The 18,371-nt window shown below is 72.9% G+C and carries 19 protein-coding genes and 1 pseudogene; 1 reads left to right on the top strand and 19 read right to left on the bottom strand.

The window, feature by feature from the left end:
* Window positions 1–60: 60 nt before the first annotated feature.
* The 3 genes from pyrH to rpsB all read right to left on the bottom strand — a co-directional run bounded on the left by pyrH (window position 61) and on the right by rpsB (window position 2,971).
* Entirely contained in the window at window positions 61–825 is a 765-nt protein-coding gene (gene pyrH, locus ACFY2K_RS03890) for a UMP kinase (RefSeq protein ID WP_030056790.1), read from the bottom strand.
* Window positions 826–1,087: 262 nt separating this feature from the next.
* Window positions 1,088–1,927, bottom strand: coding sequence for a translation elongation factor Ts (gene tsf / locus ACFY2K_RS03885; RefSeq protein ID WP_387709431.1), 840 nt, complete (start codon window positions 1,925–1,927; stop codon window positions 1,088–1,090).
* A gap of 129 nt (window positions 1,928–2,056) precedes the next feature.
* A complete protein-coding gene (gene rpsB / locus ACFY2K_RS03880) occupies window positions 2,057–2,971 on the bottom strand; it encodes a 30S ribosomal protein S2 (protein ID WP_387709429.1) in 915 nt (304 codons plus the stop codon).
* A gap of 597 nt (window positions 2,972–3,568) precedes the next feature.
* Between rpsB and ACFY2K_RS03875 the strand changes: the two genes are divergently transcribed.
* Complete coding sequence (locus tag ACFY2K_RS03875; RefSeq protein WP_387709428.1) at window positions 3,569–4,333, top strand: peptidoglycan DD-metalloendopeptidase family protein; 765 nt, start codon at window positions 3,569–3,571, stop codon at window positions 4,331–4,333.
* A 106-nt stretch (window positions 4,334–4,439) separates the two neighbouring features.
* Here the strand turns inward: ACFY2K_RS03875 and ACFY2K_RS03870 are convergent, their stop codons facing one another.
* From ACFY2K_RS03870 to rpsP, 16 genes and pseudogenes are all read right to left on the bottom strand, one after another.
* Window positions 4,440–5,024 carry a TetR/AcrR family transcriptional regulator gene (locus ACFY2K_RS03870; protein ID WP_380527453.1) on the bottom strand — a complete coding sequence of 195 codons (585 nt, stop codon included), beginning with the start codon at window positions 5,022–5,024 and terminating at the stop codon, window positions 4,440–4,442.
* A 112-nt stretch (window positions 5,025–5,136) separates the two neighbouring features.
* Window positions 5,137–5,937 (bottom strand): annotated as a pseudogene (whiG, locus tag ACFY2K_RS03865) (RNA polymerase sigma factor WhiG); the annotation flags it as partial.
* A 640-nt stretch (window positions 5,938–6,577) separates the two neighbouring features.
* The gene (gene dprA, locus ACFY2K_RS03860) at window positions 6,578–7,762 is read right to left on the bottom strand and encodes a DNA-processing protein DprA (protein WP_387709426.1); all 1,185 of its coding nucleotides are present in this window, start codon (window positions 7,760–7,762) and stop codon (window positions 6,578–6,580) included.
* Window positions 7,759–9,474 (bottom strand): YifB family Mg chelatase-like AAA ATPase, encoded by a 1,716-nt coding sequence (locus tag ACFY2K_RS03855; RefSeq protein ID WP_375891790.1) that lies wholly within the window; start codon window positions 9,472–9,474, stop codon window positions 7,759–7,761. Before ACFY2K_RS03855 ends, dprA begins: the two co-directional genes overlap by 4 nt.
* Window position 9,475: 1 nt before the next feature.
* Window positions 9,476–10,003: a YraN family protein gene (locus ACFY2K_RS03850; protein WP_375891788.1), complete on the bottom strand. Its 528-nt coding sequence runs from the start codon at window positions 10,001–10,003 to the stop codon at window positions 9,476–9,478.
* 168 nt (window positions 10,004–10,171) lie between these two features.
* On the bottom strand, window positions 10,172–10,498 hold the full coding sequence (locus tag ACFY2K_RS03845; RefSeq protein WP_030056781.1) for a DUF2469 domain-containing protein: 327 nt from the start codon (window positions 10,496–10,498) through the stop codon (window positions 10,172–10,174).
* A gap of 55 nt (window positions 10,499–10,553) precedes the next feature.
* Entirely contained in the window at window positions 10,554–11,027 is a 474-nt protein-coding gene (locus ACFY2K_RS03840) for an NUDIX hydrolase (protein WP_375891786.1), read from the bottom strand.
* Between the two features lie 112 nt (window positions 11,028–11,139).
* Window positions 11,140–11,895, bottom strand: a complete 756-nt coding sequence (gene lepB, locus ACFY2K_RS03835) for a signal peptidase I (RefSeq protein WP_387709424.1) — start codon at window positions 11,893–11,895, stop codon at window positions 11,140–11,142.
* Window positions 11,896–12,040: 145 nt separating this feature from the next.
* Complete coding sequence (lepB, locus tag ACFY2K_RS03830; protein ID WP_380591555.1) at window positions 12,041–13,045, bottom strand: signal peptidase I; 1,005 nt, start codon at window positions 13,043–13,045, stop codon at window positions 12,041–12,043.
* A gap of 242 nt (window positions 13,046–13,287) precedes the next feature.
* The gene (gene lepB, locus ACFY2K_RS03825) at window positions 13,288–14,094 is read right to left on the bottom strand and encodes a signal peptidase I (RefSeq protein WP_380527406.1); all 807 of its coding nucleotides are present in this window, start codon (window positions 14,092–14,094) and stop codon (window positions 13,288–13,290) included.
* A 136-nt stretch (window positions 14,095–14,230) separates the two neighbouring features.
* Window positions 14,231–15,163, bottom strand: a complete 933-nt coding sequence (lepB, locus tag ACFY2K_RS03820; protein WP_387709422.1) for a signal peptidase I — start codon at window positions 15,161–15,163, stop codon at window positions 14,231–14,233.
* Window positions 15,164–15,240: 77 nt separating this feature from the next.
* Window positions 15,241–15,591, bottom strand: coding sequence for a 50S ribosomal protein L19 (gene rplS, locus ACFY2K_RS03815; protein WP_030243502.1), 351 nt, complete (start codon window positions 15,589–15,591; stop codon window positions 15,241–15,243).
* A 154-nt stretch (window positions 15,592–15,745) separates the two neighbouring features.
* On the bottom strand, window positions 15,746–16,564 hold the full coding sequence (gene trmD / locus ACFY2K_RS03810) for a tRNA (guanosine(37)-N1)-methyltransferase TrmD (RefSeq protein ID WP_387709453.1): 819 nt from the start codon (window positions 16,562–16,564) through the stop codon (window positions 15,746–15,748).
* Between the two features lie 170 nt (window positions 16,565–16,734).
* Entirely contained in the window at window positions 16,735–17,295 is a 561-nt protein-coding gene (rimM, locus tag ACFY2K_RS03805) for a ribosome maturation factor RimM (RefSeq protein WP_375891775.1), read from the bottom strand.
* Window positions 17,296–17,484: 189 nt separating this feature from the next.
* A complete protein-coding gene (locus ACFY2K_RS03800; protein WP_030056773.1) occupies window positions 17,485–17,724 on the bottom strand; it encodes an RNA-binding protein in 240 nt (79 codons plus the stop codon).
* A 2-nt stretch (window positions 17,725–17,726) separates the two neighbouring features.
* The gene (rpsP, locus tag ACFY2K_RS03795; RefSeq protein WP_375891773.1) at window positions 17,727–18,155 is read right to left on the bottom strand and encodes a 30S ribosomal protein S16; all 429 of its coding nucleotides are present in this window, start codon (window positions 18,153–18,155) and stop codon (window positions 17,727–17,729) included.
* Window positions 18,156–18,371 lie beyond the last annotated feature (216 nt).

Here is an 18,371-nt window from a genome sequence, read left to right as displayed (position 1 = left end):
GACCGGTGTCGGCATCGGGGCCGGTCGCGGCGGACGCCGTCCCGTACGGCGGGTTGCTGCTCAGGCCCGGACAGAATCCTGGCTGATGAGTGTGCCGATCTTCTCACTCTTCACCGCACGCGCGATATTGCCCTCCGCCAGCAGTTCGAAGACCAGCATCGGGAGGTTGTTGTCCTTGCACAGGGTGATCGCGGTGAGGTCCGCGACCTTGAGGTCGCGCGCGATGACCTCGGAGTACTCCAGTGCGTCGAACTTGACCGCGTCCGGGTTGGTCCGGGGGTCGGAGTCGTAGACGCCGTCCACGCCGTTCTTGCCCATCAGCAGGACGTCGGCGTGGATCTCCAGCGCGCGCTGGACGGCCGTGGTGTCGGTGGAGAAGTACGGCATGCCCATACCGGCACCGAAGATCACCACACGGCCCTTCTCCAGGTGCCGGACGGCTCGCAGCGGCAGGTACGGCTCGGCGACCTGGCCCATGGTGATGGCGGTCTGGACCCGGGTCTCGATGCCCTCCTTGACCAGGAAGTCCTGCAGCGCCAGGCAGTTCATGACGGTGCCCAGCATGCCCATGTAGTCGGAGCGGGCCCGGTCCATGCCGCGGACCTGCAGCTCGGCACCCCGGAAGAAGTTGCCGCCGCCGATGACCACCGCGACCTCGGTGCCGGCGCGCACGACCGTGGCGATCTCACGGGCGATCGCGTGCACGACGTCCGGGTCGACGCCGAGCCCGCCACCACCGGCGAAGGCTTCACCGGACAGCTTGAGCAGCACCCGGCGGCGCGAGCCCGCCTTGGGGTCCTGCGCGGTCTCCTGCGTCTCCTGCATGGACTTCTCCTTTAGTGCACCTGCTGGCTCACAGGCCTGGGCGTGCGGATGCCCGGCCTGCGCGTACACGAGAGGAGGCCACTGCCGCGGGAACCGGTTCGGTGTCCTGCACGGCAATGGCCTCCTCGTCGTTCATGGTGCCGACACGGCCCACCCATGGACGGCTGGCGCCGGGTGAGCCCGTTCGGCGATCCGCCCGCCCCGGTCAGTGGGCGGGGGCGGTTCCCAGCCTAGAGGGGCCGGGGACCGGGTGGAACGTGGCTCAGGCGCCGACGCGGAAGCGGGCGAAGCGCTTGAGGGAGACGCCGGCCTCCTCGAGGACCTTGGCGACGGTCTTCTTGTTGTCCTTGGCGAAGGCCTGCTCCAGGACGGAGTTCTCCTTCACGAAGCCGGTGACGCGACCCTCGACGATCTTCGGCAGGGCGGCCTCGGGCTTGCCCTCCTCGCGGGCGGTGGCCTCGGCGACGCGGCGCTCGTTCTCGAGGGCCTCGGCCGGGATCTCCTCGCGGGACAGGTACTTCGGCGCGAAGGCGGCGATGTGCTGCGCGACGTCCTTGGCGACCTCGGCGTTCTCCTTGTCCAGCTCGACCAGGACGCCGACGGCCGGCGGCAGGTCGGGGCTGGTCTTGTGGAGGTAGACCGCGACGAAACCGTCACCGTCGAACTGGGCGAAGCGACGGAGGACGATCTTCTCGCCCAGGGTCGCGTTGGCCTCGTCCACGAACTGCTGGACGGTCTTGCCGGCCTGGATCTCGGACGCCAGGGCGGCGTCCAGGTCGGCCGGGGCGCTCTTGGCGAGGTGGGCGGCGATCGCGTCGGCGACCTTGACGAAGTTGTCACCCTTGGCGACGAAGTCGGTCTCGCAGTTCAGCTCGACCAGGACGCCGGACTTCTTGTCCTCGGCGATCAGCGCGGCGACGGCGCCGTTGGAGGCGTCACGGCCCTCGCGCTTCGCAACGCCCTTCTGGCCCTTGATGCGCAGGAGCTCGACGGCCTTCTCGACGTTGCCCTCGGCCTCGTCCAGGGCCTTCTTGCAGTCCATCATGCCGGCGCCGGTGAGCTCACGGAGCTTCTTGACGTCCGCGGCGGTGAAGTTCGCCATGGTGTGAATCTCTTCTCGCGTCTCGCGTGTCTGCGTGGAGTGGCGCCGGGACCGATGGTTCGGTCCCGGCGCGGGAGAGAGGGGCACCCGCCGGTGTCGTACCGGCGAGTGCCCCTCACCCGTGGTACGTCAGGCCTGCTCGGCCGGCGCGTCGGTGGCCGGAGCCTCGGCGACCGGGGCCTCGACGGCCGGGGTCTCGGCAACCGGAGCCTCGGCGGCGGGGGCCTCAGCGGCCGGAGCCTCGGCGGCGGGGGCCTCCTCGGCCTTCTTCTCGCCCTCGATGAGGTCCTTCTCCCAGTCGGCCAGCGGCTGGTCGGCGCCCGGCTCGGCCTTGGTGTCGCCCTTGGCGACACCGGCGCGGGACTTCAGGCCCTCGGCGACGGCGTCGGCGATCACGCGGGTCAGCAGGGTGACGGAGCGGATCGCGTCGTCGTTGCCCGGGATCTTGTAGTCGACCTCGTCCGGGTCACAGTTGGTGTCGAGGATGGCGACGACCGGGATGTTGAGCTTCCGGGCCTCGCCGACCGCGATGTGCTCCTTCTTGGTGTCCACGATCCAGACAGCGCTGGGAACGCGCTGCATGTCGCGGATACCGCCGAGGGTCTTCTCCAGCTTGTCGTGCTCGCGCTGGAGGACCAGGAGCTCCTTCTTGGTGAGGCCGGAACCGGCCACGTCCGAGAAGTCCAGCTCGCCGAGCTCCTTGAGGCGCTGCAGGCGCTTGTAGACGGTCGAGAAGTTGGTCAGCATGCCGCCGAGCCAGCGCTGGTTCACGTAGGGCATGCCCACGCGGGTGGCCTGCTCGGCGATGGCCTCCTGGGCCTGCTTCTTCGTGCCGACGAAGAGGACGCTGCCGCCGTGGGCAACGGTCTCCTTGATGAACTCGAAGGCGCGGTCGATGTAGTTCAGCGACTGCAGCAGGTCGATGATGTAGATGCCGTTGCGCTCGGTGATGATGAAGCGCTTCATCTTCGGGTTCCAGCGGCGGGTCTGGTGACCGAAGTGGACGCCGCTCTCCAGCAGCTCCCGCATCGTGACGACGGCCATTGCCGTGCTCCTCAGGTGTTACGGCCCGACTGTGGCCGCCCTCGGGGGGTTCCCCTCGGGCGAAATGCCTACGGCCGGGTCAGTCTCGGTTGTCCGTGGCGGCCAGGTGACAGCCACGCCTGACGCCCCGATCGTGCCGAGCCGCTTCCACCCGCTCGGTCCGGGGACCGGTCGGGCTCGGCGGACCGAGCGGCACTCGCACCTGGCGGAGGCCGCGGAAGAACCGTGTCCGACCACCGGTGGCGGGGCGTGCGAAGTCGACCCGGTGGACCGGGTCGCGTGTGAAGTGTACGGGAAGCGCCGAGCGGCGAGCGACTTCTCGGGCGCCCGGGGGCCCGCGGGCGGACCGCGCCCGAGCGGCGGATGGCCTGGGGGAAGCCCGGGAAACGACCGCGGCGGACGGGGCCGCGGCGACCGGCGAACGGGCGCCGGCTGGTCGGCTCCCTGCCCACCGACCGGTCCTCGTATGCCGTTTGTCCACCGGACGGCGGCACCCGTACACCCGTCGGGGGGACGGCGACCGGCGGTGGGGGCGGTTTGTCCACAGGAATCCGGAAGGGGGTGGTCTGGGCAGCGGGGCCCGGCCAGCCTCGGGGCATGACTGGGCGCAGCGGGGTTCGAGGGGCGGTCGCGGAGGCGATCGGATGGATGGCCGGGTGGATGGCCGGGTGGATGGCCGGGTGGATGGCTGGGTGGATGGCCGGGTGGGCGCGTGGCCGACCGGTGGGGGTGGGCGGGGTGGCCGGTGCGGTGGTCACGCGGGTGGTGCGGGGGATCGCACTGGGGGTGGTGCTCGCCCTGATGGCGGGTGCGGGGGTGGCGCGGGCCGCCGCGGCGGGCGAGGGCGGCGCGGGTGCGGGTGGCGTGGGTACAGGCATGGACGCGGGTGGCACGGGCGCGGGAGGCGCGGGCGGGGGTTCCACCGGCCGGGGGCCGGTGCGGGCCTGGCCGGTGGGCGGGCCCGGCGGGGTGCTGGGACGCTTCGTGCCGCCGGCCAAGCCGTGGGCGGCCGGGCACCGGGGCGTGGACCTCGCCGCCGCGCCCGGGGCGGAGGTGCGGTCGGCGGCCGCCGGGGTGGTCGCGTTCTCCGGGCTGGTGGCGGGACGGCCGGTGGTGACCGTCGTCCATCCGGGCTCCGGGACTCCCCCGCTGCGGACCACCTACCTCCCCGTCACCGGCACCGTCCCGGTCGGCACCGGGGTGGCCGCCGGGCAGGTCGTCGGACGGCTCGCCCCCGACGGACGGCACTGCGGCGCACGGGACTGCCTGCACTGGGGATTGCTGCGCGGGGGCCGCTACCTCGATCCACTGGCCCTGCTGGGCACGGGACGGGCCCGTCTGCTGCCGCTGGGCGGAACGTGAACGCGCGCAACGGCGGCGCGGCAGGGCGGAACGGACGGGGCAGAGGCTCGCGGCGGGGCAGGGGCGGGCTCGCGGCAGGACGGGACGAGGAACGGGCGGGGGCGGGTCAGGTCCGGTCGAGGCCGTGCAACGCCAGGGCCACCGCCGCGTCCGCGACCGCCTCCGGGGACTCCACCGGGCAGCCCGTACGGTCCCCGCCGGCGAACTGCTCGGTCCGGCGGACGGCCGCCTCCACGATCCCCTGCAGCAGTGCCGCGGCGAGTCGGGGCTGGTCGTGGCCCAGTTCCTCCAGCGCCCGGACGACCAGGCCGACGAGCCCGCCGTGCGCCGCCCGGATGCGCTCGCGCGCGGCCTCGTCCAACTCCAGCGCCGAGATGGCCGTGACCGCCCGGTGCCTGGGGTCCCCGGCCAGCGCCAGCTGGCCCCGGACGTACGCCTCGATCCGCTCGGCGGCGGTCTCGCAGCTCGCCATCCCGGCCTCGATCTCGGCCGCCCAGAGCGGGAAGTCCACCTCGCACAGTGCCTCGACCACGGCGGCACGGGAGCGGAAGTACTCGTAGACGGAGGAACGCGCCAGCCCGGTACGGGCGGCGAGCGAGGGGAAGGTCAGGGCCTCCATGCCGCCCTCGGTGAGCAGGGCGCGGGCAGCGTCCAGGAGGGCTGCCCGCTGCAGCTGGCGATGCTCGGCCACCGTGGCCGCTCGGATCTTCGGCACGGACCCACTGTACGGAGCCGCGCGCGCGGCCGGAACGGCGCCGCGCATTCGAAGGAGGAGCCGGCCCGGCGGGCGGCTCCGGCGCCCGCTACCGGACGTCCGAGAGCTTGGCCCGCAACTGGAGGACGGACTTGGTGTGGATCTGACTCACCCGGCTCTCCGTCACCCCCAGCACCTGGCCGATCTCGGCGAGGGTGAGGCCCTCGTAGTAGTAGAGCGTGACCACGGTCTTCTCCCGCTCGGGGAGGGTGTTGACCGCCTGGGCCAGCAGTCTGCGCAGCTCGCGGTCCTCGGCCACCTCGACCGGGTCGTCCGCGCCGTGGTCCTCCAGGGTGTCCACCAGGCTGAGCCGGTCGCCGCCCTCCCCCACCGGGTGCAGCAGTTCGTCCAGGGCCACCACGTTGGCGAGCGACAGCTGGCTGAAGATCGCGTGCAGGTCCTCGATCGCGATGCCCATCTCGGCCGCGACCTCGGGCTCGTGCGGCGTCCGGCGCAGCCGGGCCTCCAGCGTCGCGTACGTCCGCTCGACGGCCTTCGCCTTCTGCCGCACCGAGCGGGGGATCCAGTCCAGAGCACGCAGCTCGTCGATGATCGCGCCGCGGATGCGGCTGATCGCGTAGGTCTCGAACTTGATGGCGCGGTCGATGTCGAACTTCTCGATCGCGTCGATCAGCCCGAAGACCCCGGAGGAGACGAAGTCGGCCTGTTCGACGTTGGAGGGCAGGCCGACCCCGACCCGCCCCGCCACGTACTTGACGAGTGGTGAGTAGTGGAGGATCAGCTGCTCGCGCAGCCGCTGGTCGCCGGTCTCCTTGTAGGAGCGCCAGAGCTCTTCGAGCGCGCTGCGCCCCTGGGCACCGGGCTCCCGAGCGTCCCGGGCGCTCCGGGGCTCCTGGGCGCTCCGGGTGTCCCTGACCTGCGCCCCCCGCCCCGCCCCGGGCTGCTCCCGGCGGGGCCGGGGCCCGGGTGGGGAGGTGGCGTCCGGCGCCGGGGCGCTCGAAGGCAACCGGGGGGCGCGGGGTACGGCCGCACCCCCCGGCGCGTCCGCCTCGCCGAGCGCCCCGGTGCCGTGGACCGTCTCGACACCGCACGCGGCGTCGGCACGCTGGGCCGGGTCGACGTCCCTGGTCGTGTCCGCGGGCTGGCCCGGCACCACCGTCGGCCGGCCGCCCTGACGCGACAGGCCCCCCTTCGTCCCCGCCGCCTTGGACGGGAACTCGGTCGCGGGTCGCCGCTCGGTCCGCGGCCCTCCCGCGGACCGAGCGCCACCGGTCACTCTGTGTCCGGGAATGTGTGTGGGCATACGTAGGTCTGCGCCGTTCTGCCGAGTCATGTGCTGATAGGGAAGGCATGTGGAGCGTAGCGTGACCGACTCACTGCAAAGCGCTACCGCCACTCGGTCGTCCCCCGATCCGGTGGCGTTCACCCATCGGATCCGGGCAGACGAGCGGAAGACCCGGATCAGCAGGTCAGCCGGGCCGTCCCGACCCGCTTCCCGCGGGCGCACCCGTGTTCGTACCCCCGGGCGCTCACCTCCTCCGCACCACGCGCCAGTGCGCGCCGTGCCGCTCCACGAAGCCGAGCGAGGCCAACTCGTAGAGCCGTTGCAGGACTTCGTCCGGCGGGAGGCCGGACTGCCGGGCCAGTCGCTCGACCGGAGCGCCTTCGGCCGTGGCCGGTACGGCCTCCAGCACCCGGGCCACCGGTGGCTCCAGCAAATCCCGCGGCAGCACCGGTCCGCCGCGCTGCGGGGCCAGGTCGTCCCCGATCGCCCCGACCAGCTCGGTGATCTCGGCCGCGTCGGTGACCAGCGTGGCGCCGCCGCTGCGGATCAGCGCGTGCACCCCGGCGGAGAGCTCGGAGGTGACGGGCCCCGCGACGCCCATGGTGTGGCGGTTGAGGTCCCGCGCCCGTCTGGCCGTACTCAGGGCGCCGCTGCGCACGGCCGCCTCGACCACCACCGTGCCCCGGGTCAGCGCCGCGATGACCCGGTTGCGGAGCACGAAGCGGAACCGGTTCGGGTGCTCGCCGGGCGGGAGTTCGCTGACCAGCAGGCCCTGTTCGCCGATCCGCCGGATCAGTTCGGCGTTCCCCTTCGGGTAGGCCACGTCGACCCCGCAGGCGAGCACCGCGACCGTCATCCCGCCGACGGCCAGTGCCCCGCGGTGGGCCGCCGCGTCGATCCCGTACGCGGCCCCGGACACCACCACCCAACCGCGCTCGGCCAGTTGGGCCGCGAGCTCGCCCGCGACGTGGGCGCCGTAGGCCGTGCAGGCCCGGGAGCCCACCACCGCCACCGAGCGCAGGGCGAGCAGCCGCAGTGAACCGGTACCGGTCGTCCACAGCCCGATCGGGCGTCCGTCGCCCAGGTCGTCCAGTTGACTGGGCCATTCCGTGTCCCCCGGAATGATGAAGCGTCCACCGACGTCCCGCACCCGTTTCAGGTCGGCCACCGGGTCGAGCCCGGAGAGTCGGGCCTGGTAGGCGGCCAGCCGGGCCTGGTCCAGCCCGGGGTGGTCGGGGACGGCGCCCTCCCGGATCGCCCGCACCACGTCCACGGCGGGGAGTCCGTCGAGCCAGCGGCCGACCACGGCGTCGCCCGGTTCGCTGAGCCGGTTGAGCAGCACCCGGGCGAGGCGCTCCGCCTCGGGCGCGGCCGCCGGACCGGCTTCGTCCGCGTGGGCTGCCCGGGAGTGCCGCAACAGCTGGTTCATGCCGCCTCCTCGTCCTTCGCCGGGAGCCCCTCGGGCTCCGACCGTGGTCCGGGCCGGTCGTCGGGGCCGCTCCGGCGCTGGGCCGGGATGCCGCCGAGGCGGCCGTGCCCGCGCTCGGGCAGCGGCAGCCCCTGCTCGACACCGGTGCGCAGGACCAGGGCGGTGCGCACGTCCCGCTGGTCCGGCCGGTCGCGGCCGGCCAGGTCCGCGACCGTCCAGGCGACCCGGAGCACCCGGTCCAGGCCGCGGGCCGTCAGCAGCCCGCGCTCCAGCTGGCGGGCGACGTCGTTGAGCGCTCCGGCCGAGAGCTGCCAACGGGTGCGCAGTTCGTGGCCCGGCACCTCCGCATTGGTCCGCCACGGGGTGTGCGCCAGCCGCGCGGCGGCCCGCTCCCGCGCCTCCAGCACCCGGGCGGCGACGGTCGCGGTGGTCTCCGCCGTGGTGTCCCGCTCCATCAACTCGATCCTGGTCACCGGGGCGACCTGGACCTGGAGGTCGACCCGGTCCAGCAGCGGCCCGGAGAGCCTCCCCTGGTACCGGCTGACCATCACCGGAGTGCACTCGCAGCCCTCGCCCCGCCGTGAGTACCGGCCGCACGGACAGGGGTTGGCGGCCAGGCAGAGCAGGAACCGCGCCGGGAGCCGCAGCGAACCGGCCGAACGGGCGATCACCACCTCGCCCGACTCCAGCGGCTGGCGCAGCGCGTCGAGCACCCGCACGGGGAACTCGGGCGCCTCGTCCAGGAAGAGCACGCCCCGGTGGGCGAGGGAGACCGCGCCCGGCCTCGGCAGGCCGCTGCCGCCGCCGACGATCGCGGGCATCGTGGTGGAGTGGTGCGGGGCGCAGTAGGGCGCGGTGTCGATCAGCGGGCGCCCGACCGGGAGCAGGCCCGCCACCGAGTGGACGGCCGTGACCTCCAGCGACTCCTTCTGGGTCAGCGGCGGGAGCAGCGCGGGCAGCCGCTCCGCCAGCATCGTCTTGCCCGCGCCCGGCGGCCCCTTGAGGTAGAGGTGGTGGCCTCCGGCGGCGGCGATCTCCAGAGCCCGCCGGGCCTCGTACTGACCGGCCACGTCCGCCATGTCCAGGCGCAGGGTCCGCTCGTCGGGCAGGCCCCGGACGCCCGCGCTGGGCAGCATCAGCCCGGCCATCAGCGGATCCGGCCGGCCGCCGAGCAGGTCCGGCGGCTCCTCCGGCGCCTCCGCCCCGGTCAGGACGGCGACCAGCTGGCGCAGGCTGCGCACCCCGATCACCGTCACGCCCGGCACGAGCGAGGCCTCGGGCGCCGTCTGCTCGGCGACCACGACCCGTTCGTACCCGGCGTCGGCCGCGGCCAGCACCGAGGGCAGCACCCCGCGGACCGGCCGCACCCGGCCGTCCAGCCCCAGCTCGCCGATCAACAGCAGGTCGGCGATGGCGGACGGGTCCAGCCGTTCGGCGGCGGCCAGCACGGCGCAGGCCACCGCGAGGTCGAAGCCGCTGCCGCTCTTGGGCACCGAGGCGGGGCTGAGCCCGACGGTCAGCTTGCGCTGCGGCCAGGCCTCCCCGCTGTTGCAGACCGCGGCGCGGACCCGGTCGCGGGCCTCGGTGAGTGCCTTGTCGGGCAGGCCGACCAGGGTGAACGCGGCCACCCCGGGCTCCAGATCGGCCTGGACCTCGACGATCACTCCGTCGACCCCGACCAGCGCGACGGAACAGGTACGGGCGAAGGCCATCTCAGACCACCCCCCGCAGGTGGTCGACCAGGGCCGCACCCCGAGCCCGGTTGACCACGGCCACCAGGTCGATCCGCACCCCGCCCGGTGGGGCGGGCGGCCACTGCGGATCGGACGGCCCGGGGTCGTACCCGGGCCCGGCCAGCCGGGCGAAGTGCTCGGGCCAGCGCTCGGCCAGCCAGCGCTCGGCGAGCCGCCGCAGCCGGGCGGCCTTGGCCCGGTCGATGGCCTCGCTGGGTTGTTGGAAGCCCCGCTCGGAGCGGGTCTTCACCTCGCAGACCGCGACGGTGTCGCCGTCGAGGGCGACGATGTCCAGCTCACCCTCGACGCAGCGCCAGTTGCGGTCGAGGATGCGGAGCCCGGCGTCCGTGAGGTGCCGGGCGGCGACCCGCTCGCCGTAGCGGCCGAGCCCGTTCCTGGTGCTGCGGTCCTCCCCGGCCTCCCCGGCCCCGCCGTCCGCCCCGGTCGCGGCCGCGTTCGGTACGGCCAGGTCCTGCACGGTCTGGTCCTGCTCGATGGTGTTCTGCACGGTGACCACCTCCGCCGAGGAGGCTGCACCACCGTGCACACCGATGCCGGGAAATTCCGTTCCCCTGTGGATAACCCGGGCCTGTGGACAACTCTTGTCACCCGCAGGAGTGAGAAGCCCCCGTCACGCGAAAATCGGCTGGACAACGCGGGACGGAGTCGTCCAACGTCAGTTCCCGAAGCCGGACTCGTCCGAGGGCAGCTCCAGATCGCTCTTCGCGAGTTCCTCGATGTTCACGTCCTTGAAGGTCAGCACCCGGACCTTACGGACGAACCGGGCCGGCCGGTACATGTCCCAGACCCACGCATCCGCCATCGACACCTCGAAGAACACCTCGCCCTGGACCGAGTGAACCTGCAGCTCGTAGTCGTTGGTGAGGTAGAACCGTCGCTCGGTCTCGATCACGTACTTGAACAGGCCGACGACGTCCCGGTACTCCCGGTAGAGCTTGAGCTCCATCTCGGTCTCGTACTTCTCGAGATCTTCGGCACTCATCCAGGCGTCCCCTCAACTTGTCACGTCCACCCATTGTGGACCACCGCACCCACGCTCAGAGCCGTACCGGATCGACCGGTGGGCCCTCTGCGAGCAGTCGCTCCAGGAAGTCCGCCAGTCCGGCCGGATGGACCGTCTCGGCGGTCCCCCGCAGTTCCTCGACCGTCCACCAGCGCGCCGCGAGCAGCTGGGCGTGCTCGTCCTCGCCCATGCCCGAGTGGTCCAGGCCCGTCTCCGTGGTCCGGGCCAGGTGGAACCACTGCTCCTGCTCGTAACGCTGTCCCCGAAAGGAGAACGACACCGTGCCGTACGCCACCAAGGGCCCCAGGGCCACACCCCGCAAGCCGGTCTCCTCCGCGAGCTCCCGCTCGGCGGCCGCCCGCACGTCCTCCCCCGGCTCCAAGCCGCCCCCGGGCGTGAACCACCACGTCTCGTCGGGCACCGCGGGATCGACGCCCAGGAACAGGAGGATGCGGTCCAGCCCGTCCAGCAGCAGGATCCGCGCCGCCCGGCGACGCTGTGCAGTCATCGCGGCGCTCCACGCTCCTTCGGTTCGCATCGGTGGTGCTACCGATCCTGCCACCCGGCGCGGCCGTCCGGGGCGATGTTCGGCAGAGCGGCCCGACCCGCGACGGCCGTGCTCAGGAGCTGCGCCCCCGGCCGAGCCGGCGCGCCAGGCCGGCCACCCCGCCCACCGCCGAGGTCAGCACGATCAGCGCCGCGCCCGCGACGCTGGCGTAGGCGGCGGGCTCCAGCGGGCCCGGCTCCGCGGCCCGGGGGCCCGCGAAGCCGTCGAAGGCCGAGGTCCGCTCCAGCAGGGCGGTCCGGCCGAGGGGCAGCAGGGTGGCCTCGACCCTCGCCTCGACGGCGGTGGCCGGGACGGTCCCGCCGTCGACCTCCAGGTGGGTGCGGGAGTCCAGCGAGCCGACCCGGTTGTCACCGAGCAGGAACAGCCGGCCCTGCGGCACCGTCACGCTGAACGCATCGCCCTGGCGGCCCTGGGTCGCGAGGTACGGCTCGTCCACGGGCTGCCCGTCGACCGTCAGCCGGTGGTCCGCGGCGGTGGTGGCGACGGTGTCGCCGCCGACCGCGACCACCCGCTTGACCATGAGCTCCCCGCCCCAGGCCTGGTCGCGGAAGACCACCACGTCGCCCCGGCCGACGGCGCCGCCGTCGACCTTGCGGGCGAGCACGGTGTCGCCGATCCGGAGCGTCGGGTGCATCGAGGCGGTGGGGATCTTGTACGGCCGGTAGTCGACCGCGATGAGGGCGAATCCGCCGATCATCAACACCAGCCCGAGCGCGATCGCGACCCCCTGCAGCACCGCGGCGGGCCGGCGGCCGGACCGGGCGGGCGCGGCCGAGTGGTCGGCCGACTGTTCCACGACACTGCTCATCGACACCGTCCACCTTTGGCCGACCGGAGAACACCACTGGCACGCCGGTGGCTCGGGGGCGAACGCCGACGGGCCGTGGCACGTCCGAGCAGATTACTCGTCGGTACCACGGCCCGCGCAAGGGTCGGGGAGGAGCAGCTGGAGCTCAGGACTCCTTCCGGCGCTCCGTCCGGGCCCGCGCCCGACGCACCAGCGGAAGCAGGGCGACGGCACCCACCGCACCGGCCACGGGAGGCGCGGCCGGCAAGGCCGCCGCCAGGCCCTTCTGGTCGAAGGTGCCCGGCACCGGGAGCGTGGACCAGTGGCCGACCGGCCAGGCCACCACGAAGGCACGCCCGATCACGTTGTCCACCGGTACGGTCCCGCCGCCCGGCTGGTCCATGTGGAAGCGGGAGTCCAGCGAGTCCGCGCGGTGGTCGCCCATCACCCAGATCCGGCCGTTCGGCACCTTCACCGGAGCGAAGGGGTGGGTCCCACAAGGAGTGTTGCCCGGGTAGATGTACGGCTCGTTGAGCGCGACGCCGTTGACCTTGACCGGACCGTCGTCCGCGCACTCGACGGTGTCGCCGCCGACCGCGATGACCCGCTTGATCAGGTCCTTCTCGTTGGCGGAGGGCATCAGCCCGACGAAGCTGAGCACGTCCTGGACACCGCGAACGAAGGAGTTGCTGCTCTGCTGGGTCGGCTCGTCGCCCAACCAGCCGCCCGGGTCGTGGAACACCACGACGTCCCCGCGCTCGGGCTCGGCGCCGAACCACGGGGTCAGCTTGTCCACCAGCACCCGGTCGCCGACCTGCAGCGTGTTCTGCATCGACTCGGACGGAATGGAGAACGCCTGGACGAAGAAAGTCTTGATCACCAACGCCAGGATCAGTGCGATGCCGACCAGGATCGGCAACTCCTTCAGGAAGGAGCGCTGCTTGCGCGGCTTGGCCGGAGCCTCCGACTCCGACTCGTCGGTCGGCCCGCTCTCCGGCCGCCCGGGCTCCGCCGGGCCGTCGGCCCCGCTCCCGTGCTCGTCGGCGGTCTGGGCGGCCGTGTCCTCGACCGCGGCGGACGGCGCCGAGGACTCGGCGGACCGGGTCACCCGACCGCCCGGGCCCTCGGGTTCCCCGGCGCCTGAGCGGGCGCCGATCACCAAATCCCCCACAACGTCTCCTCCCTGCTGTGCGGACGCCTGCGCGCCCGCGCTCAGAGTGCCGCACAGCGGGCACCACGCTCACCACGACCGTGAACGCATCAGGATTGCCCACAGCAGGCTCTCCTGACACCAACCCGACCCCGGCTCACGACCGGGACCGCTCCCGGCCGCACCTGCACTTCTCTATCACTCCAGGGCATCCGGCCCGCGGTTCCACACGCGCCGTCCGGCCGTCCGACGACCGGAGCGGCTCACCGCGGAGGCCGCCCCGACCGGCGAACGACGAACGGAAGGATGCCCAACACACCCATAACGAGCGGTGGTTCCAATGGAACCGGCCCAATGCCCATCGATTGCGGCGCAGTTCCGCCGGGCCGCGAGGTCGCGGCGAGAGAGGAGAGTGAACCGGGCTCGTCGAGTTGATGGAGCCGGCCCAGCGGCCACCCGATCATGAAGGCGCGACCGACCACGTCGCTCAGCGGCACGGTGCCCTGCCCGGGGTTGCCCATGTGGAAGCGGGAGTCGGCGGAGACGTCGCGGTGGTCCCCCATCACCCACAGCCGCCCCTTCGGCACCGTCACCTTGAACGGCTGGCGGGACGGCGGGTTGCCCGCCGCGAGGTACGGCTCGTCCACCGCACGGCCGTTGACGCTGAGCCGCCCCTGCGGGTCGCAGCACTCGACGGTGTCCCCGCCGACACCGATCACGCGCTTGATCAGGTCCTGCTCGTTGTCGGACGGCAGCAGCCCGACGAAGGTCAGCACGTGCTTCGCCGGGGCCAGGACCGGACCGTCGTCGGCCGCCTTGTGGTCACTCTCCAGCCAGCCGCCCGGGTCCTTGAACACCACCACGTCGCCGCGCTGCGGCTCACTGCCGAACCAGGGGGTCAACTTGTCCACCAGCACCCGGTCCCCGACCTGGATGGTCTGCTCCATCGAGCCCGAGGGGATCACGAACACCTGGATCATGAAGGTCTTCATCACCAGTGCCACCAGCAGGGCCACCAGGATGATCAGCGGGAACTCGCGCAGCAGCGAGCGCTTGCGCCGCCGGGCCACGCGGCGGGCACTGCGCCGACGATCGGCGCGGCCGCGGACCGGCGCGACCGGTTCCGCCCCGGACTCCGCTGCTTCGCCCCCGCTCCCGCCCCCGTCCCCGCCCGGTTCGGGAGCCGGCCGGTCGGCGACCCGGCCCCTACCCCTGGTCCCCACGGCCACCCGTCCCCGGGACCGCGGTGAAGGCCGCGGGCCGGTCCAGTCCGGTCAGGCGCGAGAACGGGTAGACCACCCAGTCCGCCCGGCCGATCACCTTGTCCTCGGGCACGAAGCCGCCACCGGGCTCCCCGAGGTGGTCCCGGGAGTCCCGGGAGGAACTCCGGTGGTCGCCCAGCACGAACAGCTTGCCGTTCGGTACCAGGACGTCGAAGGCCACGGCGGACGGCTGGTCGCCCGGGGCCAGGTAGGCGCTCTCGTCCACCGGCACGCCGTTGACGGTGAGCGGCGCCCCCGGGCCGGTGCTCCGCACCCGGTCCCCGGCGACGCCGATCACGCGCTTGACGTAGACCGTGTCGCCGGCCGGGACCAGCCCCAGGTCCCGGCCGACCGAGCGGAGGTCGTCCCAGAACCCCGGCGGCTCGGCCGAATCGCGGAGAAAGGAGCCCGTCCCGTCGAAGACCACCACGTCACCGCGCTGGGGGTGCCCGCCGAAGGCGTAGGCGAGCTGGTTGGCGATCAACCGGTCGCCCGGCCGCAGGGTGTCCTCCATCGAGCCCGAGGGCACCGTGAACGGACGGGCCACGAAGGCGTTCACCAGGAGCAGGGCCGCCAGACAGATCCCGGCCAACAGCAGCAGGTCCCGCGAGCGGGACCGCCCGGGCTCCTCGGCCTCGTCCTCGGCCCCCGGCTCGGGCTCCGCCCGCGCGACCCCCGAGGCCTCGGACCCCTCCGCGGCCCCCGAGGCCCCCGGCCCTTCGAGCCGCTCCGGCCCTTCGAGCCGCTCCGGCTGTCCGAGCCGCTCCGGCCGCGCAGCCCGATCCGGCTCGGAAACGACCGCGGACCGCGACAGCGAGTCCGCACCGGTGGGTGCGGGACTGCCGTCGCGGTCCGCGGGTGGTTCGTGCGTGCTCATCGGGCGCAGAGCTTACCTTGCGGTGGCCCGGCCCCTCGGAGCGCTCCGGTCCCCCGGCGCGGCCGGGGGGCGGTGGATCAGCGGTCGCGCTTCTCCTTGATCTTCGCGGCCTTGCCGCGGAGGTCACGCAGGTAGTACAGCTTGGCGCGGCGAACCGCACCGCGGGTCACGACCTCGATCTTCTCGACGACCGGGGTGTGCACCGGGAAGGTGCGCTCCACGCCGACGTTGAAGCTGACCTTGCGGACGGTGAAGGTCTCACCGACGCCGGCGCCGTGGCGGCGGATGACGACGCCCTGGAAGACCTGGACACGGGAGCGGTTGCCCTCGATGACCCGGACGTGAACCTTCAGGGTGTCACCGGCGCGGAAGGCCGGGATGTCGGTGCGCAGCGAGGCCGCGTCGACAGCAGCGAGCTTGTTGCTCATGTTGCTCTCCATCGCAGGCGCCACGGGCCGCCCACGGAAGTTCGTCACAATGGGGTGAGCTGCGGGCCGCATCGGCTGACGGCGATCCCCCCGTGGCGAGGGCGCCGGTCCACGTGCCCCCTACGGAAGGGGGCCAGCGACAGACAGCAGCGGCCTATTGTTCCACATCGACGGCCGTGGACCGAAATCGGCCGAGCTCCTCGTCCCAGGCCAGGCCCAGGACGTCGAGCGCCGCCCGGTCCTTCTTGTCGAAGGCCCCGTACTGCCAGCGCCCGACCAGGTCGGGCCGGTTGGCCAGGGTGCGGGCGAAGGCCTGCTCCCGCCGCCAGCGGGCAATCTTGCCGTGGTTGCCGCTGAGCAGGACGTCCGGGACGGTCCGGCCACGCCACTCGGCGGGCTTGGTGTAGACCGGGCCCTCCAGCAGGTCGGCCATCGCGCCGGGCGCGAAGGAGTCGTCCCGGTGCGACTCGGCGTTGCCGAGCACGCCGGGCAGCAGCCGGGCGATCGCCTCGACCATCACCAGCACCGCGACCTCGCCGCCGGCCAGCACGTAGTCGCCGATCGAGGCCTCGACCACCGGCATCCGGGTGGCCGCCTCCTCGATGACCCGGCGGTCGATGCCCTCGTACCGCGCGGGGGTGAACGCCAGCCAGGGGCGCCCGGCGAGTTCCTGGGCGAGCTCCTGGGTGAACGGCCGCCCGCTGGGCGTGGGAACGACCAGGGTGGGCAGCTCGCCCTCGGGGCCGCCGGCCACCACCGCGTCCAGCGCCTCGCCCCACGGCTCGGGCTTCATCACCATGCCGGGGCCGCCGCCGTACGGGCTGTCGTCCACCGTGCGGTGCACGTCGTGGGTCCATCCGCGCAGGTCGTGGACGTGCACGTCCAGCTGGCCGCGGGCCCGGGCCTTGCCGACCAGCGAGATGTTCAGCGGCTCCAGGTACTCCGGGAAGATCGAGACGACGTCGATCCGCATCCCCGACTGGACGGTCCCCGACTGGACGGTCCCCGACTGCACGGTCCCCGGCTGCACCATCCCCGACTGCCCACCGGGGGCAGCCGCCGAAGCACTCTCCGAGGCACTCTCCGGGGCGGGCACGGGAGCGGGCTCGGGAGCGGCCGTCGACGCGAGGTCCTGCTCGGCGCTCACTCCGACTCCTCCGGCTCCTCCGAGGCGCTGCCGACGACCTCGGCCTCGTCGAGGTCGATCAGCCCGGGCGGCGGGGTGATCACGGCCCGCTGGTTCTCCAGGTCGATGGTCGGCACGATCTGGGTGACGAAGGGCACCAGCACCTCCGTGCCGTCGGCCTTCTCCACCGTGAGCAGGTCCTGGTACGGCAGGTGGACGACCGCGGTCAGCTCGCCGACCGGGGTGCCGTCGAGCAGCACCACGTCGAGGCCGACCAGCTGGTGGTCGTAGTACTCCTCCGGATCGTCCGGACGCTCCTCCGGGTCGACCTCGGAGATCAGCACGGTGCCCCGCAGCGCCTCCGCCGCGTTGCGGTCCTTGACGCCGGCGAAGCGCAGCAGCAGCCGGCCGCTGTGCACCCGGCCGGACTCGACGGTCAGGGGCCCGGCCGAGGCCGGGTCGGTGAGCAGGACGGCACCGGGGCCGAGCCGGAGTTCCGGCTCGTCGGTGCGGACCTCGACACTGACGTCCCCCCGGATGCCGTGGGCACGGCCGATCCTGCCGACGACGAGCTGCACGGTGATCGTTCTCCTGGAGTTGCTGGGCGAGAAGGCAGAGACAAAGGCAGAGACAGAAGCGGTCACGAAGACCGGTGACGACAGCCGAGGACAGCGGCCGGAGGCAGAAAGCCGGAGACAGAAAAAGGCCGACCGGGACGACATGCGTCCCGGTCGGCCTCAAGCCCGACGGCTGAACGAGCAGCTGCGTCAGCGAATGTTGTCCACGTCGACCAGGTCGACCCGGACGTTGCGACCGCCGAGGGCGCCGACCACGGTGCGCAGTGCGCGCGCCGTGCGGCCACCCCGGCCGATCACCTTGCCGAGGTCATCGGGGTGCACCCGCACCTCGATGGTGTTCCCCCGACGCAGGTTGCGCGAGCGCACCTGCACCTCGTCGGGGTGCTCGACGATGCCCTTCACCAAATGGTCGAGGGCGTCCTCGATCACGATCAGGCCTCGGCGCCGGCGTCGGCCTCAGCCTCGGCCTTGTCCGACTTCTTGGCCTTCGGGGTGATGGCAACACCGGTGGTGGCGTCCTCGAAGCCGGCGACGGCCTTCGCGAACAGGTGCGAGAAGTCCTCGACCTTGGGCTCGGCGACCAGCAGCGGCGCCGGGGCCGGCAGGCCCTTGAACTTCTGCCAGTCACCGGTCAGCTTGAGGATGGCGAGCACCGGCTCGGTCGGCTGGGCGCCGACGGACAGCCAGTACTGGGCGCGGTCGGTGTCGACCTCGATCTTCGAGGGGTTGTAGGTCGGCTGGTAGATGCCGATCTCCTCGATCGCGCGGCCGTCACGCTTGGTGCGCGAGTCGGCGACGACGATGCGGTAGTGCGGGGCGCGAATCTTGCCGAGACGCTTGAGCTTGATCTTGACTGCCACGGGAGTGGATTCTCCTGGTGTTGACGTGGGTGAGCGGTCTCGCCGTCCGCGTGGGGTTGCGGGGCGGTCCGCTCAAGGGACACGCCAGCCGTAGGAGAGAGGGGTCCTGCTCGGCTGCCGAGTACTCAGCTGTCCATTCTGCCATATCGGCGGCAGGGCTCTTCACCCGGCCTTCGCAGACGGAGCCGGGGAGCACCTGTGCCGCGGCCGGGGCGA

This window comes from Kitasatospora sp. NPDC001309, assembly GCF_042896295.1.
Classification (GTDB): Bacteria; Actinomycetota; Actinomycetes; order Streptomycetales; family Streptomycetaceae; genus Kitasatospora.
Note: the sequence above shows the minus strand (reverse complement) of the source record. Positions and strands in the feature narration are given on the sequence as shown.